This is a genomic window from Williamsia sp. 1135 (assembly GCF_002095395.1).
In the GTDB taxonomy this organism is placed as follows: Bacteria; Actinomycetota; Actinomycetes; order Mycobacteriales; family Mycobacteriaceae; genus Williamsia.
Genome location: NZ_MJEI01000107.1, coordinates 289,612 through 313,012 on the forward strand (window position 1 = coordinate 289,612; position 23,401 = coordinate 313,012).

Genomic DNA, 23,401 nt, shown 5'->3' on the forward strand with positions numbered 1-23,401 from the left:
GGGCTTCTCGCTGGGCCTGTTGCCGAACTTCCTTGGGGGGAATCGTGTCGTATCCACATGGACCTGGGTCCGGGCCTGCCGGTGGTGGACCCGAATGGCAGCCGTATTCAGAACCGACGGTGGCCGGTCAGCCTCACTTCGGGCAGCCACAGCCGGGTAATCCGCAGTATGGGCATCCGGCACCGGGCGAGGCCTACCAGCCCTACCAGCCCTATCCGCCACAACCGGGTCAGTGGCCTGCGGGGCAGAGTGGCTTCGGACCGGGTGGCGGGCCACCTCCGCCGCGATCACGCAAACCCCTGATCATCGGTCTGGTCGCCGGCGCCGCGCTCCTCGTCGTGGTGTTGGTCGTGACGCTCGTGGTGACCCTCGCCGGAGGCGGTGGCGCGGCCAGCAATCCCGACGCCGCGGTGAAGACCTACCTACAGGCCCTGTCCGATGGCACTGCGCAGAAGGCTCTGGAAGTCATGAAGGCGCCGCCGTCGGATCTGCTGCTCAACGACGACATCTTGAAGAAGCAGCAGGAGATCGCCAAGATCACCGACATCAAGATCGTCGACACCACCAAGGCCGGAGACATGGCCACTGTGCAGGCGACCTACAAGTACGGCGACCGCAACGCCGACGAGACGTTCATCCTCCACAAGACGGGTGATTCGTGGCGCTTGGATGAGGGTGCAGTCGGCCTGGAGCTCTCGCCGTCCATGGACATACCCGAACTCACCGCATTCGGTGTGGCCGTCGACAAGGAAGCCAAGATCTACTATTTCCCCGGCCCGATGGAGTGGGGGAGCGCGGACAAGAACTTCACCGTCGTCGACACCAAGGCCAAAGACTTCCCGATGTCGGCTCAGGCCTATTTCGGTGTCTCGCAGCTGACCACCGAGCTCAGCGGTACCGGCCGCAACGCTGTGCAGTCGGCGATCACGGCTTACCTCGACAACTGTGCTCTCTCCAAACAGGCGGACGCATCGGCGGACAAACCTGGTTGCGGACAGAATGTGTATGCCTACAACGCAGAGCCGGGGTCGGCCACCTGGACCGCACCGACCGACTTGTCGAAACTCGAGTACCGCATCGGCTACGACAATCCCGAAGAAGTGTCAGTCAGCGGCCAGCTGCCCTGGTCGGTGACGTACCGCACCACCGCGACGAGCTATCGCCCCGCAGAGAACAAGACCGAACAGGACAACGAGTTCCTGTACGGCAAGGTCGACCTCTCGGCCGACCCGCCGACGTTCACCTCGGACTGAGCCGAGCTACGGCGCCGATGGAGGTCAGGGCCGACCCGGGAGCAGAACGACCGAACCGGTGGTGGCGCGAGCGGCGAGGTCGCGGTGCGCCTGTGCGGCGTCGGCCAATGGGTACGTGTGGCCGACAAGGACTTTCACGGTGCCGTCCGCGATTCCGCTGATCACGTCGCCGGCGCGCCAGGTGAACTCGTCATCGTCGGCGGTGAAATCCCCGAGCTTGGGGCGGGTGACCGATAGCGAACCCGCCGCGTTGAGCCGCTGGAGATCGAAGGGCGGGACCGGGCCGCTCGCCGCCCCGAACAGCACGACGAAGCCGCGGACGGCGGTCGCGGCCAGACTCTGTTCGAAGGTGTCGGCGCCGACCCCGTCGTAGGTGACCGCGACTCCGCGTCCGTTCGTCAGTGCGCGCACCCTGTCAGCGAGGTCGTCACCGTAACGCAGGACCTCGTCTGCGCCCGCCTCGCGCGACAGGGTCTCTTTGGCGTCAGAGGACACGGTTGTGATGACCCGTAGCCCTTTCGCTTTCGCCATCTGGGTGAGCACCAGCCCGACACCGCCGGCACCTGCGTGCACGAGGATGGTCTGACCCGGTTGTGGATGGGCCGACCCGTCCAGCAGGTAGTGCGCGGTCAGTCCTTGGAGCAGGGCCGATGCGGCGACCTGATCGTCCACGTCGTCCGGGACCGGGATCGCCCGCGCGGCGCGCACGACGACGAGCTCCGCGTAGCTGCCCGGTGCGTCGCACCAGGCAACCCGCTGGCCCACGGTGAGCGACGTGACCTCGGGTCCGACTGCGATCACCTCGCCGGCGCCCTCACTGCCGGGGACGTAGGGCAGCGTCATCGCGTACGCACCTGAGCGTTGATAGGTGTCGATGAAATTGACCCCGGTGGCGGAGACGCGGACCAGGATCTCACCGGCGCCGGGTTCCGGATCGGGCACGCTCACGTGCTGGAGCTCGTCGGGACCACCGTGCTGACTGACCTGTATCGCATGCATGTTTCTGTTGTACGCGGGCCGGATGAACGGACCTCTCACCGGGCCCGCCGCACCCCGGCTCTATGCTGTTTTCCATGAGTGAGCACCAGGGCGTCATCTCCGCGATCACCAAGTACGTGGCCCGTGAGGGCGGTTCGGCCACCGCTGTCCTCCAGCCCATCGGCGCAGCGGGCGTTCGCATCACCCTCGTCGGTGGTCAGGGCGGCATCCTCGGTGACCAGGTCGTCGCAGACCTCGAGACCGCGAAGGCGATCGTCGACAGGGTCGAAGGCCTGGAGATCGGAGAATGGGACCGGGAGTTGACATCCTCGGTGGACGTTCGGCCCGGTCACTACCGCAAGATGGCGGGCTGGGTCGCCAACACCTGAGCCCCCCGGCTCAGCTCAGAGCGGCGGGTGACCGCTCCGGACTCGTGTGGTCGACAGCGACCGGCGACAGGCGCGGCCGCATCGCTAGCCACAGCGCAGCGGTTGCGGCGACACACGCGCCGGCCCCCGCCACGTGCACGACCACCAGCGCTGCCGGAATGTCGGTGATGTACTGCGTCACCCCGACCAGAGCCTGCGCGGCCACCACCGCGACGACGACATAGAGCCGTTTCTTGAGCCTGCGCGAAGCACCGACCGCGAACAGCGCAAAGCCGATCGCGACGAGGACCGACAGGTAAGCGATCAGTAGGTCGGCGTGAAGATGCACCAGCGTGGTGATCTCGACCGCGAGCCGGGGAACGGGCTTGTCGATGCTCTTGTCGCCTGCGTGGGGGCCTGCACCCGTCACCATCGTCCCCGCGACGAGCACTGCACCCATGAGAGTGGCAGACAGCACGGTGAGCCAACGCAACGCAGCAGGCACCTCGGCGATCGCCACGGCGTCGTCCGGTTCACGAACCTTCTCCAACAACAGCACCGACAGCCAGACCATGGCCATCGACAGCAACAGATGGATCGCCACGGTCCACCAGAGCAGGCCCGTCAGTACCGTGATACCGCCCATCACAGCCTGTACGACAGTGGACACGGGCATCAGCCATGCATAGACCCGGACCTCGTACCTGCGTCGCGCCCGGGTCACGGCGATGACGATCAATGCGGCGGTGAGCACAACCAGGAACGTGAGCATCCGGTTGCCGAACTCGACCGCTTGGTGGATCGCAGCCACCTCGCCGTGCTGGACGGGCGTGAAGCTACCCGGGAAGCACTGCGGCCAAGTCGGGCACCCCAACCCCGACGCCGTCACCCGGACGACGGCCCCGGTGACGGCAATGCCCGCCTGGGACAGCACCACCGCGATGGCGATGCCGATCTGGACGCGGAGCGAGGGGAGCGGGAGCCGGTCGACGAGCCGGACAAACAGGCGATACACGCTACCGATCGTAGGCTGCGGTCCGATGCGCACCGGCCTCAGGTGAACCTCATCGACGTCGGCGGGGTGACCTCACCGGCGATTCTCAGGTGAACTTGAAATACCTCACGGCGGCGACCCCGGACACGATGCCCCAGACGGCGAGAACTGCCAGGCCGAAGAGATCGACCGACCCGGCAGTCGCCTGGTGCAGGGCTTCGCTCAGTGCGCCCGATGGCGTACAGCGGGCCACCCACTGCGCTGCGTCCGGCACGCGGTCACCGAGCACCACGATCGAACCGATGCCCAGAAATGCGAACCACAGGAGATTGGCCAATGCGAGTACCACCTCGGCCTTCAGGGTGCCTCCGAGAAGCAGTCCCATCGCCGAGAACGTCAGGGTGCCGACCGCGATGGCGATGATGCCCAGCAGAAGTCCGGCAATTGATGGCCGCCAGCCCAAGGCCACACCGATACCGCCGAGGATGACCGCCTGGATGCTGACCACGACCGCGACGGCGATCGACTTGCCGGCGATGACGCCCCATCGCGGCAGGGGAGTCGCCCCCAGCCGTTTGAGCGCTCCATAGCGGCGGTCGAACCCGACGGCTATTGCCTGACCGGTGAACGCCGTCGACATCACTGCGACGGTCATGATGGCCGGCACGAACAGATCGGTGCGGGACTCGTCGAAGTCACCGATCGGGAGCAGGCAGAGACCGATCAGAAGCGTGATCGGTATGAAAATCGTGAGCAGTTGTTGCTCACCGTTGCGCAGCAGCAGCATCAACTCGATACGCGACTGCGCGGCGATCATCGTCCTGATGGGTGCGGGGCTCGGGCGGGGGGTGAAGGTGCCGGCGGCGAACCGGTTGGGAACGGTCATCCGCGCATACCTCGTCCGGTCAGTTCCAGGAAAACGTCTTCGAGGCTTCGGGTCTCGACCCTCAAGTCGGTGGCGAGCACGTTGATCTTGGCGCACCAGCCTGTCACCGTGGCCAGCACCTGAGGTGTCACCTGACCCCGTACCAGATACCCACCCGGGGAGAACTCGCTGCACGAATAGCCCTCGGGAAGAACGGTTTCCAACAGCGTGAGGTCGAGGCCCCGAGGGGCGTGGAAACGCAACTCGTTCTCGGCGCCGCGCCGGGTCAGTTCGGCAGGCGTGCCCTTTGCGACCTCGACGCCGTGGTCGATGATGATCAGCTGATCCGCAAGTTCCTCGGCCTCGTCCATGAGGTGGGTGGTCAGCAGGACCGAGACCCCGTCCGCCCGAAGACGTTCGATCAGTTCCCACACCATGATCCGGGCGTGGGCGTCCATGCCGGCTGTCGGTTCGTCGAGGAACACGACCTCGGGCCGTCCGACCAGGGCGCATCCCAGGGCGAGGCGTTGTTGCTGCCCGCCGGACAGGCGCCGGTACGACGTACGTTGCGCTTCGACGAGACCGAGGTTGTGCAGGAGCCAGTCCGGATCGATCGGGTCGGCGGAGTACGACGCGCACAGGCGCAGCATCTCGCCTGCGCGGGCACCGGGGTAGGCGCCGCCGCCCTGCAACATGACACCGATCCGGCTGCGTACCTTCTCGTTGTCTGCGATGGGGTCCAGCCCCAGCAGGGTGACTTCCCCCTCGTCGGGAGACTGGAATCCCTCGCAGATCTCCACCGTGGTGGTCTTGCCGGCGCCGTTGGGGCCGAGTATCGCGAGGATCTCCCCGGTCTGGAGTTCGAGATCGAGCCCACCCACCGCGGTGGTGTCCCCGTAACGCTTCACGAGTCCCTTGACCGACAGGGCCGGACCGGCCGCCGCAGCGCCGGTGACACCGGCGGCGGACGAGGGGCTACTCACAACGTCCAAGGGTAAGCGTCGATTGATGCGGTGCGGAACACGGGTGACCGCCGCGCCTGGCGACGGTTCTCAGCGGACCGACCCGACAGGCTCGGCGACGTCGGCCTTTGCCCGGCGTCTGCGCTGCCAGGGCATTTCCTCGAAGAACAGGGCTGTGAGTATCGCCACAAGCAGAACCGCCGCGACGATCGCCTCGGCGAGCTGGAACCCACGCGTCCCCGCCCCCGTCGGCAGCACGACCACGGAGATGATCGCGGAGACGGTGATCGCGATGATCCGGAACCAGCGACCGGTTGCCCAGGCTGCGAGCGGGATGATCGCCCACAGGAGGTACCACGGCTGGACGAAGGGGAACAGCAGGACGAAGGTGCCCATCGCGATCCCGAGCGCCCCGACCGGGTGCAGCCGTCCTGCGAGAGCCGCGAGCAACCAGCGGACGACGAGGATCGCGGCGATGACCTGGGCAACCGGTCTGGCGACGTCGAGCATTGCCTGGGTGTGATCACCGAGTCCGAGCTGCACGCCGATCCGGCCGGTGGTCACAGACAAGAAGGTCGGCATCGACATCCAGGAACGGACCACATCTCCGGTCGAGAGTGTCGTTGTCCAACCGAACCCGAGGCCGGTTCCGAGTGAGATGGCGGCGGTGACGCCCCCCAGGATCACGCCGAGCAGCCCCGCGGATCCGAGTAACGCAGCGACGCTCCGTTTGGACCGTTGCCAGTATTCGCGAGGTGGCGCGTGCCGCAGGGCGGGCAGGGTGGCGCCCCATCGTCTGGCCAGCGCGATGCCGACGAATCCGAACGCGAGCACCGAGGCGATCTTGATCATCGCCGACGCGGCGAGCAGCACAGCGCCGGCCAGCAGCAACCAACCTGCCGCAGAAGGCAGCCACGACCCGGGTCTTCGCAGCCGCTGTGGCGAATCGATGCCCCGGAAGCAGATCTCGATGCCGGCCAGCATCATCCCGAGCATGAGGGCCTCGTTGTGGATGCCTCCGACCAGATGCAGGATCAACAGCGGATTCATCGCGCCGAGCCACAGGGCGGCAACCGGGGAGACCCCGCACCTCTTGGCCAGGCGCGGCAGTGCCCAGACGATCAGCGCGACCCCGAAGAGCGCGAGGGCCCGGTGTGCGACGAGTGCGGCCGGGATGTATTCACCCGTGATGTGGGTGATCCCGTCGCCGAGCCAGAGGAAGAGCGGACCATACGGAGCGGGTGTTTCTCGCCACAGATTGGGCACGGACCGGGTGAACACGTGATCTATCCCGAGTCCTGCTGCAGGGCTGACCGTATATGGGTCGAGCCCGCGGGCTGCGATCTCGCTCTGTGCGAGGTAGGAGTAGACGTCTTTGCTGAGCATCGGCGGCGCGACGATGAACGGCAACAACCACACCAGCAGAGTCCGGTCGGCCTGCCGCCGCGTCATCCGGCGTTTCGGGGTGCGGCCTTTCATCACGTCGACCCCGAGTCGGCCGACCGCGAAGCGCCCGAGCAGCAGCCACGCGAGGACCAGGATGACGGTGCCCGCGAGGGAGAACGTCAAGGCGGTCGGCCACATCCGCGAGGGCAGAGACAAGACGCGAGTGCCCGCGATGGGGTTTTGGAGTACCGGGAGGGCGCCGGTACCGAGAGCGCCGACCAGCACCAATACTGCGCCGGTGGCCCCGAACAACCGGATTTTCAGGAGCCTCCGCGACTCCTCGCGATTGAGCGGGCCCACCTCACCTTCGTCGCCATGGAGCTTGGCGACTGCCAGTCCGTAGTCACCGGTGGAGTCGCGGCCCGGTGGGCTCGCCCCGACACGGCGAAGGCCCAGATAGTCGGCGGAACGACCCAGCGCCGTCCGTACCGGGTGTCGTTGATCCATCGCCGGAGCACTCGCGTCGAGTTCGGTGGCTGTGGGTTCCGGCACAGGTGCGACTGTAATCGCACGGACTTCGTCCACCGGTGAGGCCACCGTGGGGGGAGGCAACGCGTGGGGTGACGCAACCGACAGTGCCAAGCAAGGTGACCCTTCCTAGCATTCGATTCCTATTTCGGTAACACTTGTGTTGTGAAAACGGCACAGGAACGCTCGCATGCCCTCGAGGTGGCATCGATCTCCGATGCGCCGAGCACATACGGAACCGATGAGCTGCACAGTCCGGTGACCGTCAGTCATGACGGTCACACCCGTGCAGCGGTCGTCACGCTGATCCTGGAACAGGGGCCGGTGACCGCCGGCCACATCGGCGAGGAACTCGGAATCACGCCCACCGCGGTCCGGCGCCATCTCGACGCGATGATCGCATCGGGCGACGTCGTCGCCACTGCGGCGCCTCGTTACGCCCAGCGTGGCCGAGGCAGGCCGGCCAAACACTTTCAGCTCACTGCGGCAGGTCGCGGTCGTCTCAAACACGCCTACGACGATCTTGCGGGCGCCGTCATGCGGCGACTCCGCCGTATCGGAGGCGAAGAAGCCGTTCAGGAGTTCGCTCGTGACCGTGCTCAAGAAATCGTCTCCGAGGTGCAGGTATCCGGCAGTTCGGCGGAGGAGCTCGAACGCACGGCGGAAGAAATTGCCGAAGCACTGACCAGTGCGGGATTTTCTGCGACCACCCGACGCGTTGGTAATGGTGTGCAGATCTGCCAGCACCACTGCCCCGTGGCGCATGTGGCCTCGGAGTTCCCGGAACTCTGTGAAGCCGAGACGGCAGTGTTCACGGAGAAACTCGGCACCCACGTGCAGCGCCTGGCAACGATCGCCAACGGCGACTGCGCATGTACCACCCACGTGCCGCTTGCAAATCTGCAGGTGGCAAATCAGGTCGACGCCCAGCCCGCGTCGGCACCGGCAGCCTCCGGAAGGAGTCACACATGACGGTCACAGACCCGACACCCACACAGACAGCTGCTGCGGGCGTACTGACGCAGGAAGAGACGATCGACTCTTTCGGCGCCTATGGATACGGCTGGGCGGATTCGGACGTCGCGGGAGCAAGCGCGAAGCGCGGTATCTCCGAGGCGGTCGTCGCCGACATCTCGGCCAAGAAGAGCGAGCCCGAGTGGATGCTCGCCGCGCGCCTCAAGGCGCTGTCGATCTTCGAGCGCAAGCCGATGCCGAGCTGGGGCTCGAATCTCGACGGCATCGACTTCGAGAACATCAAGTACTTCGTGCGTTCCAGCGAGAAGCAGGCCGCAACCTGGGATGACCTGCCCGAAGACATCAAGAACACCTACGACAAGCTCGGAATCCCCGAGGCTGAGAAGCAGCGCCTGGTGTCCGGTGTCGCGGCGCAGTACGAGTCCGAGGTCGTCTACCACTCGATCCGTGAGGATCTCGAGGAGCAGGGCGTTCTCTTCCTGGACACCGACACGGCTCTGCGCGAGCAGCCCGAGCTGTTCCAGGAGTACTTCGGCACCGTGATCCCGGCCGGAGACAACAAGTTCTCCGCGCTCAACACCGCCGTGTGGTCGGGTGGCTCGTTCATCTACGTGCCGCCGGGCGTCCACGTCGACATCCCGCTGCAGGCCTACTTCCGGATCAACACCGAGAACATGGGCCAGTTCGAGCGGACCCTGATCATCGTCGACGAGGGTGCCTACGTGCACTACGTCGAGGGTTGCACCGCGCCCATCTACAAGACCGACTCGTTGCACTCGGCCGTAGTCGAGATCATCGTGAAAAAAGGTGGCCGCTGCCGGTACACCACCATCCAGAACTGGTCGAACAACGTCTACAACCTGGTGACCAAGCGGGCGAAGGCCGAAGCCGGCGCCACCATGGAGTGGGTCGACGGCAACATCGGTTCCAAGGTCACGATGAAGTACCCGGCTGTGTGGATGACCGGTGAAGGCGCCAAGGGCGAGGTGCTCTCGGTGGCGTTCGCCGGCCCCGGACAGCACCAGGACACCGGCTCGAAGATGGTGCACCTCGCTCCCAACACCTCCTCGAACATCGTCAGCAAATCGGTGGCGCGTGGTGGTGGCCGAGCGTCGTACCGCGGCCTGGTCCAGGTGAACAAGGGCGCGCACGGCAGCCGGTCGACGGTCAAATGTGATGCGCTGCTGGTCGATCAGATCAGTCGCAGCGACACCTACCCGTACGTCGACATCCGTGAGGACGACGTGACCATGGGTCACGAGGCCACCGTCTCCAAGGTCAGCGACGATCAGATCTTCTACCTGATGAGCCGTGGCCTGACCGAGGACGAGGCGATGGCCATGGTGGTTCGTGGCTTTGTCGAGCCGATCGCCAAGGAACTCCCGATGGAGTACGCGCTCGAGCTCAACCGGCTGATCGAACTGCAGATGGAAGGGTCGGTGGGATGAGTTCTCCTTCCGGAGTAGTTGGACCGGCCGGGGTGGTCGGAGCAGTACAGGGTGAGAACGTTCGCCCTGTCGCCAACAAGGGTGAGCAGTTCACCTCGTTCGACGTCGACGCGTTCGAGATCCCCCGGTCCAAGGACGAGGCGTGGCGGTTCACCCCGTTCCGTCGCCTACGCGGCCTCCACGACGGATCGGCGAAGGCCACCGCGCAAGCGGTGACCACGGTCGAGGGTCTCGTCGAGGGGACGAGCGTCGAGACCGTCGGCCGCGACGACAAGCGCCTCGGGCAGGGTGGTGTGCCCTTCGATCGAATCGCAGCACAGGCTTACTCGGCGTTTTCCGAGGCGACCGTCATCACGGTCGGCAAAGAGGTCACCCCGGCAGACCCGATCACGGTTGTGATCGAGGGTCCCGGCGAGGGCGAGTTCGCATTCGGGCATCTGCAGGTTCGTCTCGAGGCCTTCGCCAAAGCGGTCGTGGTCATCGACCAAAAAGGCAGCGGTACGTACGCCGAGAACATCGAGTTCATCGTCGGGGACAGCGCCCACCTGACGGTCGTCAACGTCCACGACTGGGCCGACGATGCTGTCCATGTCGCGGCGCATCACAATCGGATCGGTCGCGACGCGGTGCTGCGGCACTTCGCCATCAGCCTCGGCGGCGACCTCGTACGCATCTCCCCGATCGTGCATTACGACGGACCCGGCGGCGACGCCGAATTGCTCGGGCTCTACTTCGCCGACGCCGGTCAGCACCTCGAGCAGCACCTGTTCGTGGACCACTCGCAGCCGCACTGCCGTTCCAACGTCGTCTACAAAGGCGCCCTGCAGGGCGTGGCGAACGATCGAACGCGTGAGGCTCACACGGTGTGGGTCGGTGACGTGCTGATCCGTGCCGAGGCCGAAGGCACCGATACGTTCGAGCTCAACCGGAATCTGATCCTGACCGATGGCGCCCGCGCCGACTCGGTGCCGAACCTTGAGATCGAGACGGGTGAGATCGTCGGAGCCGGACACGCCAGTGCCACCGGACGTTTCGACGATGAGCAGCTGTTCTACTTGCAGGCTCGCGGCATTCCCGAGGACCAGGCCCGCCGGCTGGTGGTGCGCGGCTTCTTCGGTGAGGTGATCGCCAAGATCGGTGTGCCGGAGTTGCGTGAGCGGCTCGAGGCAGCAGTCGAAGCCGAACTAGAGGTCGCCGGCGCCTGAGGCGCAGCCGACACCGACAAATCTCTCAAGCACAGATACAGGCAAGGACTGAAATACAGTGGCTATTCTGGAAATCCGCGATCTGCACGTCAATGTGAAGCAAAGCGACACCGACGCCGAACCCATCCGGATCCTCAAAGGCGTCGACCTGACCATCGAGTCGGGCACGACGCACGCGATCATGGGACCGAACGGCTCCGGCAAGTCGACGCTGTCGTACGCCATCGCAGGTCACCCCAAGTACGAGGTGACACAGGGGACCATCACCCTCGACGGTGAAGATGTCCTCGAGATGTCTGTCGACGAGCGCGCGCGGGCCGGTCTGTTCCTGGCGATGCAGTACCCCGTCGAGGTGCCGGGCGTATCCATGTCGAACTTCCTGCGCACCGCGGCCACCGCCGTGCGCGGTGAGGCACCCAAGCTGCGGCACTGGGTGAAAGAGACCAAGGAAGCGATGACCGAGCTCGACATCGATCCGTCGTTCAGCGAACGCAGCGTCAACGAAGGATTCTCCGGTGGCGAGAAGAAGCGCCACGAGATCCTTCAGCTCGGACTGCTGAAGCCGAAGATCGCCATCCTCGACGAGACCGACTCCGGCCTCGACGTCGACGCACTGCGTGTCGTGTCCGAGGGTGTCAACCGATACAAGGAGAACGAGAACGGTGGCGTGCTGCTGATCACGCACTACACCCGGATTCTTCGCTACATCAAGCCGGACTTCGTCCACGTCTTCGTCGCCGGCAGGATCGTCCAATCCGGCGGATCAGAGCTCGCAGACGAGCTCGAGGACAACGGTTACATCCGATTCACCCAGGCCGCGAGCGTCTGAGGTCAGAACATCCTGGAGGGCAGACGTGACGACCACCGATCAGAGCTCCTCGGTCGAAGCAGGGGCATTGGACGTGACTGCTGTCCGCGCCGACTTCCCGATCCTCGGCCGGACCGTCCGCGACGACAAGCCGTTGGTGTACCTCGATTCAGGGGCCACCAGCCAGCGGCCGTTGCAGGTCCTCGATGCAGAACGTGATTTCCTGCTCAGCTGTAACGCTGCCGTCCATCGCGGTGCGCATCAGCTGGCCGAGGAGGCAACCGACGCCTACGAAGACGCGCGGGCGATCATCGCGGAGTTCGTCGGTGCCGACTTCGACGAACTCGCCTTCACCAAGAACGCGACAGAGTCCCTGAACCTCGTGACCTACACGCTCGGCGACGATCGCAGCGCGGGTGTCCTGGGGGGCAAGCCACTCGGTCCAGGTGACACGGTCGTGATCACCGAGCTCGAACACCATGCGAATCTCGTTCCCTGGCAAGAACTCTGCCGCCGAACGGGTGCCACTTTGAAGTGGTACGGCGTGACCGGCGACGGCCGGATCGATCTCGATTCGCTGGATTTGGACGCCAGCGTGAAGGTGGTGGCGTTCACCCATCAGTCGAACGTGACCGGTGCCATCACAGATGTTCCGGAGATCGTCTCGCGGGCTCGGGCGGTCGGTGCCCTGGTCGTACTCGACGCCTGCCAGTCGGTTCCACATATGCCGGTCGATTTCCACGAGCTGGACGTCGATTTTGCAGCCTTTTCGGGCCACAAGATGTTCGGCCCCTCGGGCGTTGGTGTGCTGTACGGCAAACGCGATCTACTCGCGCAGTTGCCGCCGTTCATCACCGGTGGATCGATGATCGAGACCGTGTCCATGGATGTGTCGACGTATGCGCCTGCGCCGCAGCGTTTCGAGGCCGGTGTTCCGATGACCTCGCAGGTGATCGGACTGGGCGCGGCGGTGCGGTACCTCCAAGTCCTCGGCATGGACGCCATTGCAGCGCACGAACATTCGCTTGTCGCGGCCACCCTCGACGCGCTCGGTCAGATCGACGGTGTCCGGATCATCGGGCCGGCGACCACGGATCGGCGAGGCGGTGCCGTGTCGTTTGTGGTGGATGGCATTCATGCACACGACCTCGGGCAGATCCTCGACGACGAGGGCGTCGCGATCCGTGTAGGCCATCACTGCGCTTGGCCGCTGCACAAACGTTTCGGCGTCGCGGCCACGGCGCGGGCGTCGTTTGCGGCATACAACACCCTCGACGAGGTCGATGCGCTGGCGAAGGCGATCGTCACCGCCCAGAAGTTCTTCGGCGTGAGCGAAGCGAACGGCGACAATGCGCAGAGTGGGGTGGTTGCCTGATGCGTATGGAGCAGATGTACCAGGAAGTGATCCTTGATCACTACAAACATCCGCAAGGTCGCGGATTGCGTGACCCCTTCGGCGCCGAAGTCCACCACGTGAACCCGACCTGCGGCGACGAGGTCACGTTGCGGGTCCAGCTGTCCGAGGACGGCAACAAGGTCACCGACGTGTCCTACGACGGCCAGGGTTGTTCGATCTCACAGGCGTCCACATCGGTGATGTTCGAGCAGTTGGTGGGCCACTCGGTCGAAGAGGCGCTCGCCACGGTCGACTCGTTCAATTCGATGATGACGTCCCGCGGCAAGGTCGACGGCGACGAAGAAGTCATCGGAGACGGAGTTGCTTTCGCCGGAGTCAGCAAGTACCCGGCCCGCGTCAAGTGCGCGCTGCTGGGATGGATGGCATTCAAAGACGCGTTGGCTCAGACTGTGGTCAACAAAGAGAACTCTGCCAAGGAGTCAGCATGACAGAAGAAGTTCAGACCTCGTTGCCGAAGATCGAGGACATCGAGGAGGCCATGCGTGACGTGGTCGACCCCGAACTCGGCATCAACGTCGTCGATCTCGGACTGGTCTACGGTCTCGACGTCAACAGCGACGCGGTGGCAAAGATCGACATGACCCTCACGTCCGCGGCCTGCCCGCTGACCGACGTCATCGAGGATCAGATCCGGTCGGTGTTGATCACCTCTTCCGGTCTGTGCACCGACATCGAACTGAACTGGGTGTGGCTGCCGCCCTGGGGCCCGGACAAGATCACCGACGACGGCCGCGACCAGTTACGCGCCCTCGGTTTCACCGTCTGACCCAGCTGGGCGATGGCGGAAACGTTCGAAACCCGGATCGATCGACTGATCCGGGAGGCGCAGGAATGCGGCGAGTTCGACAACCTGCCCGGCGCCGGGAAGCCTCTCGATCTGAGTGACGCAGACGATCCCGAGTGGTGGGCCAAGCGCAAGATCAAAGAAGAGAACCTCGGTGCGTCCGCCTTGTTGCCTCCGACGCTTCAATTGCGGCGAGAGGCCGCGAGTTACCCCGAGTCGTTGAGGGACCTGCGTAACGAGTCTGCGGTTCGTGCCGTTCTGGAGGACTTCAACCGTCGGGTCCGTCGCGATCGGCTGGCACCGAGTCTGGGGCCCGCATCGTATGTCATCGCCCGAACCGTGGACGTCGACGAGATGATCGAGCGCTGGCGCAGCTTTCGTCGCTGACGCGCAGTCACTGCGCAGGCGACTCGAGGTCGGTCCAACGGATCTCGACGGCCGTCTGTGCGCTGGTCTGGGCGCCGAGCAGGCGGGCGAGTCCGGCTCGCGCAGTGCCGCGGACCTGATCTCCGAGCACCCCGAGGTCGTCGTCGTAGCGGCCGATCAGATCGATTCGGACACGTTCGACGACCTTACCGTCGGTGTCGATATGCAGCGCAGCGATCTCTCGTTCACACACATCGTGGACGATGCGCGCGAGCGAGAACCGCAGCGCCCGCGTGTTGACCTCGATTCCGGTGCTATCGGTGGCGACCGGGACGCCACGACGCACTGCGGCCCGCAATTTGGGCTGAAGCCTGTTGTAGACGTCGGTGTCGTCAGTGTGGTCGCCGAGTTCGGCAGCGGCGTCAGCAATCCACAAATCGTCATCGTTTGCGGGCTGTGCCATCACAGATCATCCCTTCCGTCACTCGATCGATCCCTGCTTCGCTGCGTCTCGCTTCGATCGTGACTGTCCGGATTCCACGGCGCAAGTTGTTGCGCCAGATGCGCCCTCGCTCGCTGGAGATGCCCACGTACGGAACCGCGCGTGATTGCCAGGGCCGTCGCGATCTCATCATGGGACAAACCCTCGACCTCACGTAGCCACCAGCAGGCTCTGGCGTGGTAACTCAGTCGCTCCAGCTCGACCTGTAACGCCTGGAGGAGGGTCTGGCCGACGTATCGGTCATACGGATCGGAGTTCCGGCGGTCGGGGCCGTCGAGTCGGTCGTCCTCGGTCGGTATCGCCGAGCGGCGTCGACGCAGGTCGATCGCCTTGCGGGACGCGATCGTGAACAACCAGGTGCGGAACGAGGAACGCTGCTCGAGGTCCGGGAGATTGCGCCACGCCGCAATGAAGGTCTCCTGTGTGACGTCCTCTGCTGTCGTCGGGTCCGACACCAGGCGTGTGGCGTAACTCAGCAGTGGTCGGAGGTGCCGCCGAACGAGTTCGTCGAAGGCAAGTCTGTCTCCGATGGCTGCGGCACGAATCAGCGAATCTTCGCCCTCTTCGTTCACTTGTTAAGCATGCCACAGGCGGTAGTGGTGGAGGTCACTTGTGGCGCCGCGTGCACTTTGCATGCGGGCCATCGTCTAAGTAGGTGGATCGGAAAGTTCGGGTCCACCGAGATCGTGACCATCAAACTCAAGGAGCCATTCATGACAACCGCAGCAACAAAGACTGTCGGCGCAACGGGTTCGGCGTCGGATCGAGATATCGTCGCATCGTCCATCGGTGGGGACGTGGTAGCGGGCGATCACGGCAAGACGTCGATCGCCGACGTGGTCATCGCCAAGATCGCCGGCATCGCGACGCGCGAAGTCGACGGTGTCTACGATCTCGGCGGCGGGGCAGCACGCGCAGTCGGAAAGCTCCGCGAGACGATCCCCGGCGCATCAGCGAACGTCACCCAGGGCGTGTCGGTCGAGGTCGGCGAGCGGCAGGCCGCCGTCGACATCGGGCTGGTCGCCGACTACGGCGTCGCCATCCATCAACTCTCCCAGTCGGTACGGTCGAACGTGATCGATGCGATCGAGAAGATGACCGGTCTCGAAGTAGCCGAGGTCAACGTGACCGTGCACGACGTGCATCTGGACGGCGATGAGATCGGGTCCGAGGGTCAGTCCAGCCCGCGAGTCCAGTGAGCGGTGTACCCACAGGTGGTGTGTCACCCGCCCAGCAGGTCGCGACCGCTGTGACGGACCTGGACGGCGTCGCGGAGCTCCACGGCGGCGTCCTCGGGGAGGTGGCGACCTACCTTCCCGGCGGTCGGGTCAACGGTGTCCGGCTGGACAAATCCGGTGTCGAGGTCCATGTCGTCCTCTTCCTAGACGACGACATCAGGGCGGTGGCCGCGGAAGTCCAGCGGGTGGCGTCCGGTGTTGTCGGGGTACCGGCAACCGTGGTGGTCGAGGATGTCGTCGCCAGGGTCTGACCCGGCCCGCTCGTCGGATCCGGATTACCGATTGCGGCGCAGACAGATCATCCGCGAGAACCATCCGGACCACGGCGGTCGGTCCGAGACCATGAATGCGGCGCTGGCCCGTCTCGACGCTGAATTCGGGATGGCCGCAAGGCGGGACCAGCCGACCGCGTTCGTGCGGACTCGGTCCACGCGACGGCGCTGGCGCCGGGTCCTACCCCGGTGGTTTCCGGGAAGTGTTCGTTACATCGATATCTGAGTGAGTGATTCGAGAAATGAGTTTTCCATGAGCAATACAGTCCTAGGGCTGATCGTGGGCCTGATGTTGGCGCTGGCGGTCACCACGGGCGGGTTCTTCGGCCTGCTGATCGCGCTCGTCTTCGGCGCTGTCGGCCTCGCGGTCGGGGCGCACCGTGATGGCCGTATCGATCTCGGTGTGCTGCTGCGGAGCAAGGGCCGTGGCTGACACCGCGGTGGCCCAGAGGTCGGTACCGCACGACCTGGAGGTACAGCCCCCGGCGCCGCCTGCCGATCGGGGAGACCTTCACGTCGAGGCCCGGGTGTACTCCCAGATTGCACGTCAGGCCGCAATGGAGGTGCCGGGTGTCGTAGCCCATTCGGTTACGTTCGGATCGCTGACGGGCCGCAATCTGCCAAGGGCGTTGGCTGATTCCGATTCGCGACATCCCGCCATCGCGGTCGAGATCGCCATCGGCTGGCCCTCGTCGGCCGCCGAGGTGTCGGCCGGCGTGCAGCATCACGTCGCAGAGGTGTTGACGCGATTGACCGGTCGCCGTCCCTCGCGGGTCGATGTGGACGTCGCCGCAGTGAGTCAATCGGAGTTGTTGCTCACCGAAGAGGTGGCTGAGTTCGTCACTGCTCAGCAGGATTCGCCTGACGCCGTACTGACTCAGCACGACCGGATTCCGCGCAGCTATCCGGCCGCAGGACTCCTTGCCGCTCTGATCGGCCTGCTCATGGTGCTCTCCGCAGTGGTCTTCGGCCGCGAATACGCGGTGGCGCAAGGTCATTACGATTCCGAGCCCTGGCTGGCAGACGCCGCAGGGTGGTTGTCGAGCACCGCATGGCAGACCTGGATGGTCGCTGCGGCAATCGGCGCCATAGTGGTGGGACTGTGGCTGCTCTACAACGCCATCAGGCCTCGCGCGCGCACACATCGGGCCATCACGGCCGCACCAGGCGTGTGGACCCGCGACACCGACATCGCCCGACGGCTCAGTGCGATCGCGCTCGACGATGACACCACGGTCTCCGCCGGCACGACAGTTGTGCGAGGACGGGCGAAGGTGACAGTTCTGGGGCAACCCGGCTCTGACGGCGGAGCGCTACAGGAGCAGCTCGAGGACGCGGTGAGCTGGCTCGATTCGCCACCGAAGGTTGTGCTGGATCACAGTGCACCTCCGCTCTCACCCGGTATCGCGGAAGGACCTTCCACATGAGGCGCACCGTACACACGATTGATCGACTGGTGGTCGCTGTGACCGCGCTGGCGCTGATCGCCGGCGGGGTGGTGGCATTGCTGTGGTGGCAGAGTGTCGTGGTGGTCGTGGACGCGGTCGCTCGGGTGGACAACACCAAGATCGACACGGCTGCAGACCAGACGTGGTGGCCGTGGGCTCTGCTCGCCGCGACCGTCATCCTTGCGCTGCTGGGTGTGTGGTTGCTGGTCGGCAACCTTCGCCCGAACCGCGTACGCACGGCGTCGGTCGGAGCTGATTCCGACGTTGTCGGTGGAACCTGCGCGGTCTCGGTCACCGATGTGGGCAAGGCGGCGGCGAAATCGCTGGAGCGGCACCGCCGGATCCAGTCGACACGAACCCGCAGCTACGTCGAGGGCACCACAAAGATTCTCGAGCTCACGGTCACCGCCGATCCGACCGCCGACGGCCGCGACCTCATCGAAGTGCTCCGGGCAGTCCGGCACCAACTACAACTGTCGTTCGCAGGCTCGGACGTCGAGGTCCAGATGTTGCTCCATCGCGGCGCAACAACTGACCGTCACCCGATCCTCGAGCGTGTCGCCGACCGGATTATGTTGCCGGCCAGCTTCGCATCCGCATGCAGGGCGGTCCCGGCCATCGCGCAGAGAGTTCCACCTATCCGATCGCGGCCGCTGAGGTAGGCGCGTCGGTGACGTGCCGGTGCAGCGAAGAACGCCTCGAAGAATCCCACGAGGTCTTTCTGGGGCAGGTTGAGCAGAGCCGTCAGTCCGCGGACACGAAGGCGATACACCGCCCGCGCCTGCCAGGGCCACAACGCGCTGGCCGGGTCGTCGCCGGTCGCCACGGCGGCGATCAGGTCATCGGCTGCGCTCAGCGATTCGGCGACGCTGTAACCCGTTGCCGGGTGCAACATCCCACCTCCGGCGCCGAACCTGAGTGGCCTGCCGGGTTCCCAGGGACGACGCGCGGTGTCGAGGAGCGCGAAGTGCACCTTCTCCGTGCCCAGGACGTCGAGGTCGTTGACATCTAGTCCGAGGTGTCCGAGTCGGGCGGTGAGACGTCCGCGCAGTTCTCCGATGGACATCGGCGGTGCGGCCGCGAGGCAGGTTTCCTCCAGCAGCACGCGCTGCTCGTCCAGCGGGATCACGTACAGGAACGTCGGAGCCGAATCATTGCGCGTGCCACGCCAATCCATGAGGATGGCCGCGGCGCCGTCGAGTATCGGCTCGGCGACCGAGCGCTGCACGACGATCCCATACGCGGTCTGTGCGGGTGCGCCGCGATCGCGTAGTCCGCGCGCGTCCACCACGTTTCGCGCGCGCACCACGGTGCCGTTGTCGAGCTCCACCGATCTCTCTCCGAGGGCGGCCGCGCGATGTGGGTGCACGGTGACGCCGTCGAGCCCCAGCGATTGCTGCAGTTCCGCCGTTCCCAGGGTGACGTACGGCCGGTCGAGCACCTTGCGCGCTGGTGTGTAGACCGCGATCTGCTGACTCCTGGCGACGATCGCCGATGGGTCCAGCCAGTCCGGGAGGTCGTCGGCCCACGCCGCGTAGGTGGGCTTCCACCGGGCGTCCACGTCTGGGTCGATCAGTGCGATCTGCAGTCCCACGCTCGCGCCGCGGTGGGCGAGTGCGCGGCCCGCGGGCCCGGCTCCGACCACGGCGAGGTCGACGAGATGGTTCGTCATATGGGAACCGTATCGTTTTGGCGTACACTGCGCGTCGTGATTACGGCAACTGACCTCGAAGTACGCGCAGGCGTACGCACCCTGCTGAGCGCCCCTGGTCCGGCGCTACGGGTGCAGCCCGGCGATCGCATCGGGTTGGTCGGCCGCAACGGTGCCGGCAAGACCACGACGATGCGCATATTGGCCGGTGAAGGCGAACCTTACGCGGGCGCGGTCACCAACAGTGGTGAGATCGGATATCTGCCTCAGGATCCACGAGAAGGCGATCTGGAGGTCCTTGCGAAGGACCGGGTGTTGTCGGCGCGCGGACTCGACTCCCTGTTGCGGGATCTGGAGAAGCAACAGGCGCTGATGGCCGAGGTCGTCGACGAGAAGGCGCGCGACAAGGCTGTCGATCGCTACGGAGTACTCGAGGATCGGTTCTCGTCGCTCGGCGGCTACGTCGCCGAATCCGAGGCCGCCCGGATCTGCAACAGTCTCGGGCTGCCGGACCGGGTGCTCGCGCAGCCGCTGCGGACACTCTCGGGCGGACAGCGCCGTCGCATCGAGCTCGCCCGCATCCTGTTCGCCGCCTCCGACGGTAGCGGCGGTAAGTCGGGTACCACCTTGCTGCTCGATGAGCCCACCAACCACCTCGACGCCGACTCCATCACCTGGCTGCGGTCGTTCCTGCTCAACCACGACGGCGGCTTGGTGGTGATCAGTCACGATGTCGAGTTGCTCGGCGACGTGGTGAACCGCGTGTGGTTCCTCGACGCCGTTCGGGGCGAGGCCGACATCTACAACATGAGCTGGCAGAAGTACCTGGACGCGCGCGCGACCGACGAACAGCGGCGTAAACGCGAACGTGCCAATGCCGAGAAGAAGGCGGGCGCGCTCCGCGTCCAGGCAGCGAAGATGGGGGCGAAGGCCACCAAAGCCGTTGCTGCTCAGAACATGCTGAAACGCGCCGAGCGGATGATCGACAACCTTGACGATGAGCGGGTGGCCGATCGCACCGCCAAGATCAGATTCCCGGATCCGGCGTCGTGCGGTAAGACCCCGCTGATGGCGTCGGGGCTGACGAAGATGTACGGATCGCTCGAGATCTTCGCCGGCGTCGACCTCGCCATCGACAGGGGGAGCCGCGTGGTCGTCCTAGGTCTGAACGGCGCGGGCAAGACCACGCTGCTCCGACTGCTGGCAGGTGTCGAAACCGCCGAGCGGGGCACGCTGGAACCCGGATACGGTTTGAAGATCGGCTATTTCGCGCAAGAGCACGAAACGCTCGACGATCAGGCCAGCGTCTGGGACAACATCCGCCACGCTGCGCCCGACGCGGGTGAGCAGGACCTGCGAGGGCTTCTCGGCGCGTTCATGTTCACCGGTCCGCAGCTCGATCAGCCCGCAGGCACGCTTTCGGGTGGTGAGAAGACCCGTCTGGCGCTGGCGGGGTTGGTCTCGTCGGCGGCCAATGTGCTGTTGCTGGACGAGCCCACCAACAACCTCGATCCGATCTCGCGCGAGCAGGTCCTCGACGCGCTCCGCAGTTACAAGGGTGCCGTGGTCCTCGTGACCCACGATCCGGGTGCGGCGGCGGCGCTCGATCCGCAACGCGTGATCTTGCTGCCCGACGGCACCGAGGACCACTGGTCGGCGGACTACCAGGAGATCATCGAACTGGCCTAGTCCGATCTTGGTGGGTTTTGGTGAGCGCGACCTGCGGAAACGCTCACCAGAACCCACCAAAACCGGGAGTTCGGGTCAGGTGTAGCGCGCCTGGAGCTCGCGTTTGACGAGTTTCCCGGTCGGTGTGCGCGGCAGAGAATCCACGAAGTCGATACTCTTCGGCACCTTGTAGTGCGCCAGCCGTGACCGCGCGAAATCGGTCAGTTCTGTCGCCAACTCATCGGTCGCCTCGATCCCCGGCTCGAGCTGGACGCACGCCTTGGCGACCTCACCCAGGTCCGGATCGGGTATCCCGATGATGCCGATGTCGAACACCGCGGGGTGCCCGATCAAGATGTTCTCGGCTTCCTGCGGATAGATGTTGACGCCACCGGAGATGATCATGAACGACTTGCGGTCGGTCAGATAGAGAAAGCCCTCGGCGTCCACGTACCCGACGTCCCCACTCGTGGTCCAGGCGGGATGCACGGGATGCTGTGCTTCCTTTGTCTTCTGGGGATCGTTGTAGTACTCGAAAGGCAACTCGTCGCGCTCGAAGTACACCGTGCCGATCTCGCCGACCGGCAATTCGGTGCCGTCATCGGCGCAGATGCGGATGACGCCCAGCAGCGGCTGACCCACCGAACCGGGATGGGCGAGCGCCTGCTCGCTGTTGATGAAGGTGGCTCCCGAACCCTCGGTCGACGCGTAGTACTCGTGAATGACCGGGCCCCACCAGGCGATCATCGCCTGTTTGACCTCCGGCGGGCACGGAGCGGCCGCGTGGATGGCGATCTTGAGGCTGCTGACGTCGTACTTGGTGCGGACCTCTTCCGGAAGTTTGAGCATCCGGATGAACATTGTCGGCACCCACTGGCTATGGGTCACCTTGTACTCGTCGATCAACTCCAGGGCCGTTTCGGCGTCGAAGCGGTCCATCATGACGACGGTCCCGCCCACGGAGTTGACCATCCCGCAATAACGCAGTGGTGCAGCGTGATACAGCGGCGCCGGGCAGAGGTAGACGCACTCCTGGTCGAAGCCGTAGATGAGGGAGAAGACCGCGGTGTAGGGATCGGAGATCTCGTTGACCTGGCCGTCCTGCAACGGCACCTTGATGCCCTTGGGACGTCCCGTCGTCCCGGACGAATACAGCATGTCCTGGCCGCGCGGTTGATCGTCGAGCGGCGCATCCGAGGCGGCGGCGAGGATCTCGTCGTACGACTCGAAGCCCGCGAGGTCGCCGGCCCACGCGATGCGATGGGTGACCGTGGGTACCTGGTCGACGGCGGAGACCGCGTCGGCGACCTCGGCGGAGGCGAACAGCGCGACGGCCCCGCAGTCGCCGAGGATGTAGTTGGTCTCGTCCGGGGTCAGATGGTTGTTGATGGCGGTCACGTACATGCCTGAACGTACTGCCGCCCAATAGATCACGAGCATCCGGATGTCGTTGGTCGACACCATGGCCACGCTGTCGCCGCGACCGAGACCGAGATCGCGAAGGTATCGGGCGACCTTGGTCGAGTCCCGATCGAGTTCGGCGTACGTGATCGACTCGCCCGTCGCGGGTCGCACGACCGCGACCTTGTCAGGTGTGGTTGCGACAAAATTGCCCGGGAACATTCTTGACCTCCGGCTCTGGGAGCGCGATCGACCTGACCGCATATGTTAACCAGAACTATCACATGGCCAGGCGCCCGCGAGGGCTTATTGAGGTCGGCGAACCGACGCTTCGACGAGGTCGAGTACCGCGTGTAGATCGTCTGTCGCCGCGCCCGTGGCCAAACGAGTGGTCAGGCCGTCGAGGATCAGATCGAGATAGGCGACCAGCACCGTCGTGGGGATGTCGTCGCGCAATCGGCCGGCCGTGCGCTGGCGTTCCAGTCGCGCCAGTGTCGCCGACTCGAGCTCTGCGGACCTGGCCTTCCACTCAGTACGAAAACCGGGGTCCGTCCGCAACTTTCGTGCGATTTCCAGCCGGGTACCCAGCCAGTCGAAATCTTCCGGCCGGTTGAGCATGTCGCGCATGACCTGAACAAGACCCTGATTGGCCGCGACGTCAGCCATCCTCTCGGCGTCTTCGTGCGCCAGCGCGAGGAACAACGCCTCTTTGTCCCGGAAGTGATGGAAAATCGCACCCCGGGACAGGGACGTTGCCTCCTCGAGCCGGCGCACGGTGGCGCCGTCGTAGCCGAACTCGGCAAAACAACGGCGCGCACCGTCGAGGATCTGATGTCGCCGGGCTTCCAGGTGGTCTTGGCTTACCTTCGGCAACGCCCCTGGTC

At 65.2% G+C, this 23,401-nt stretch carries 25 protein-coding genes; 15 read left to right on the plus strand and 10 right to left on the minus strand.

Translation table 11 applies throughout. The annotated features are described in order from the left end of the window. The first annotated feature begins 44 nt into the window (after positions 1–44). Positions 45–1,253: a DUF4878 domain-containing protein gene (locus tag BFL43_RS27520; protein ID WP_168176743.1), complete on the plus strand. Its 1,209-nt coding sequence runs from the start codon at positions 45–47 to the stop codon at positions 1,251–1,253. A 24-nt stretch (positions 1,254–1,277) separates the two neighbouring features. Here BFL43_RS27520 and BFL43_RS27525 read toward each other — a convergent pair whose 3' ends face one another. After that, entirely contained in the window at positions 1,278–2,252 is a 975-nt protein-coding gene (locus BFL43_RS27525; RefSeq protein WP_084896607.1) for a quinone oxidoreductase, read from the minus strand. A 62-nt stretch (positions 2,253–2,314) separates the two neighbouring features. Here BFL43_RS27525 and BFL43_RS27530 point away from each other — a divergent pair, with 62 nt between their 5' ends. Continuing rightward, positions 2,315–2,620: a hypothetical protein gene (locus tag BFL43_RS27530; RefSeq protein WP_084896609.1), complete on the plus strand. Its 306-nt coding sequence runs from the start codon at positions 2,315–2,317 to the stop codon at positions 2,618–2,620. 10 nt (positions 2,621–2,630) lie between these two features. On the opposite strand, the gene BFL43_RS27535 is transcribed toward BFL43_RS27530, so the two are convergent. The 4 genes from BFL43_RS27535 to mptB all read right to left on the minus strand — a co-directional run bounded on the left by BFL43_RS27535 (position 2,631) and on the right by mptB (position 7,313). Next, positions 2,631–3,614 carry a COX15/CtaA family protein gene (locus BFL43_RS27535; protein ID WP_084896911.1) on the minus strand — a complete coding sequence of 328 codons (984 nt, stop codon included), beginning with the start codon at positions 3,612–3,614 and terminating at the stop codon, positions 2,631–2,633. An 85-nt stretch (positions 3,615–3,699) separates the two neighbouring features. Further along, positions 3,700–4,479 (minus strand): ABC transporter permease, encoded by a 780-nt coding sequence (locus tag BFL43_RS27540; RefSeq protein ID WP_084896611.1) that lies wholly within the window; start codon positions 4,477–4,479, stop codon positions 3,700–3,702. Continuing rightward, a complete protein-coding gene (locus tag BFL43_RS27545; protein ID WP_084896612.1) occupies positions 4,476–5,441 on the minus strand; it encodes an ABC transporter ATP-binding protein in 966 nt (321 codons plus the stop codon). The genes BFL43_RS27540 and BFL43_RS27545 overlap by 4 nt, the downstream gene beginning before the upstream one ends. A 69-nt stretch (positions 5,442–5,510) precedes the next feature. Then, complete coding sequence (gene mptB / locus BFL43_RS27550) at positions 5,511–7,313, minus strand: polyprenol phosphomannose-dependent alpha 1,6 mannosyltransferase MptB (RefSeq protein ID WP_084896913.1); 1,803 nt, start codon at positions 7,311–7,313, stop codon at positions 5,511–5,513. A 267-nt stretch (positions 7,314–7,580) separates the two neighbouring features. Here mptB and BFL43_RS27555 point away from each other — a divergent pair, with 267 nt between their 5' ends. From BFL43_RS27555 to BFL43_RS27590, 8 genes are read left to right on the plus strand one after another with little or no spacing between them, the layout of a single operon-like run. After that, on the plus strand, positions 7,581–8,306 hold the full coding sequence (locus BFL43_RS27555) for a metalloregulator ArsR/SmtB family transcription factor (protein ID WP_276206126.1): 726 nt from the start codon (positions 7,581–7,583) through the stop codon (positions 8,304–8,306). Further along, positions 8,303–9,757 (plus strand): Fe-S cluster assembly protein SufB, encoded by a 1,455-nt coding sequence (sufB, locus tag BFL43_RS27560; protein ID WP_084836872.1) that lies wholly within the window; start codon positions 8,303–8,305, stop codon positions 9,755–9,757. Before BFL43_RS27555 ends, sufB begins: the two co-directional genes overlap by 4 nt. Continuing rightward, the gene (sufD, locus tag BFL43_RS27565; protein WP_084896616.1) at positions 9,754–10,962 is read left to right on the plus strand and encodes a Fe-S cluster assembly protein SufD; all 1,209 of its coding nucleotides are present in this window, start codon (positions 9,754–9,756) and stop codon (positions 10,960–10,962) included. The genes sufB and sufD overlap by 4 nt, the downstream gene beginning before the upstream one ends. Before the next feature lie 58 nt (positions 10,963–11,020). Continuing rightward, on the plus strand, positions 11,021–11,791 hold the full coding sequence (sufC, locus tag BFL43_RS27570; protein WP_084896617.1) for a Fe-S cluster assembly ATPase SufC: 771 nt from the start codon (positions 11,021–11,023) through the stop codon (positions 11,789–11,791). A 25-nt stretch (positions 11,792–11,816) separates the two neighbouring features. After that, entirely contained in the window at positions 11,817–13,145 is a 1,329-nt protein-coding gene (locus tag BFL43_RS27575) for a cysteine desulfurase (RefSeq protein WP_084896619.1), read from the plus strand. After that, positions 13,145–13,615 carry a Fe-S cluster assembly sulfur transfer protein SufU gene (gene sufU, locus BFL43_RS27580; RefSeq protein WP_084896621.1) on the plus strand — a complete coding sequence of 157 codons (471 nt, stop codon included), beginning with the start codon at positions 13,145–13,147 and terminating at the stop codon, positions 13,613–13,615. Before BFL43_RS27575 ends, sufU begins: the two co-directional genes overlap by 1 nt. Beyond that, complete coding sequence (locus tag BFL43_RS27585; RefSeq protein ID WP_084836877.1) at positions 13,612–13,953, plus strand: metal-sulfur cluster assembly factor; 342 nt, start codon at positions 13,612–13,614, stop codon at positions 13,951–13,953. Before sufU ends, BFL43_RS27585 begins: the two co-directional genes overlap by 4 nt. Positions 13,954–13,965: 12 nt before the next feature. Continuing rightward, positions 13,966–14,358, plus strand: a complete 393-nt coding sequence (locus BFL43_RS27590; protein WP_084896622.1) for a DUF1992 domain-containing protein — start codon at positions 13,966–13,968, stop codon at positions 14,356–14,358. 7 nt (positions 14,359–14,365) lie between these two features. On the opposite strand, the gene BFL43_RS27595 is transcribed toward BFL43_RS27590, so the two are convergent. After that, positions 14,366–14,800 (minus strand): hypothetical protein, encoded by a 435-nt coding sequence (locus tag BFL43_RS27595; protein WP_084896624.1) that lies wholly within the window; start codon positions 14,798–14,800, stop codon positions 14,366–14,368. Then, positions 14,800–15,411: an RNA polymerase sigma factor gene (locus BFL43_RS27600; RefSeq protein ID WP_084896626.1), complete on the minus strand. Its 612-nt coding sequence runs from the start codon at positions 15,409–15,411 to the stop codon at positions 14,800–14,802. Before BFL43_RS27600 ends, BFL43_RS27595 begins: the two co-directional genes overlap by 1 nt. A 141-nt stretch (positions 15,412–15,552) precedes the next feature. On the opposite strand from BFL43_RS27600, the gene BFL43_RS27605 reads away from it, so the two are divergent. From BFL43_RS27605 to BFL43_RS27625, 4 genes are all read left to right on the plus strand, one after another. Next, positions 15,553–16,038 (plus strand): Asp23/Gls24 family envelope stress response protein, encoded by a 486-nt coding sequence (locus BFL43_RS27605; RefSeq protein ID WP_084896915.1) that lies wholly within the window; start codon positions 15,553–15,555, stop codon positions 16,036–16,038. 20 nt (positions 16,039–16,058) lie between these two features. Next, a complete protein-coding gene (locus BFL43_RS27610) occupies positions 16,059–16,328 on the plus strand; it encodes a hypothetical protein (RefSeq protein ID WP_084896917.1) in 270 nt (89 codons plus the stop codon). 274 nt (positions 16,329–16,602) lie between these two features. Further along, positions 16,603–16,782, plus strand: a complete 180-nt coding sequence (locus tag BFL43_RS27620) for a DUF2273 domain-containing protein (protein WP_084836884.1) — start codon at positions 16,603–16,605, stop codon at positions 16,780–16,782. Then, positions 16,775–17,776 (plus strand): Asp23/Gls24 family envelope stress response protein, encoded by a 1,002-nt coding sequence (locus BFL43_RS27625; protein ID WP_168176744.1) that lies wholly within the window; start codon positions 16,775–16,777, stop codon positions 17,774–17,776. Before BFL43_RS27620 ends, BFL43_RS27625 begins: the two co-directional genes overlap by 8 nt. A 559-nt stretch (positions 17,777–18,335) precedes the next feature. Here the strand turns inward: BFL43_RS27625 and BFL43_RS27630 are convergent. Continuing rightward, complete coding sequence (locus BFL43_RS27630; protein ID WP_084896632.1) at positions 18,336–19,469, minus strand: lycopene cyclase family protein; 1,134 nt, start codon at positions 19,467–19,469, stop codon at positions 18,336–18,338. 36 nt (positions 19,470–19,505) lie between these two features. On the opposite strand from BFL43_RS27630, the gene BFL43_RS27635 reads away from it, so the two are divergent. After that, entirely contained in the window at positions 19,506–21,137 is a 1,632-nt protein-coding gene (locus BFL43_RS27635; protein ID WP_084896919.1) for an ABC-F family ATP-binding cassette domain-containing protein, read from the plus strand. 75 nt (positions 21,138–21,212) lie between these two features. Here BFL43_RS27635 and BFL43_RS27640 read toward each other — a convergent pair whose 3' ends face one another. Both BFL43_RS27640 and BFL43_RS27645 read right to left on the minus strand, forming a co-directional pair. After that, the gene (locus BFL43_RS27640; protein WP_084896633.1) at positions 21,213–22,739 is read right to left on the minus strand and encodes an AMP-binding protein; all 1,527 of its coding nucleotides are present in this window, start codon (positions 22,737–22,739) and stop codon (positions 21,213–21,215) included. Between the two features lie 84 nt (positions 22,740–22,823). Continuing rightward, entirely contained in the window at positions 22,824–23,390 is a 567-nt protein-coding gene (locus tag BFL43_RS27645; protein ID WP_084896635.1) for a TetR/AcrR family transcriptional regulator, read from the minus strand. Between the last annotated feature and the right edge of the window lie 11 nt (positions 23,391–23,401).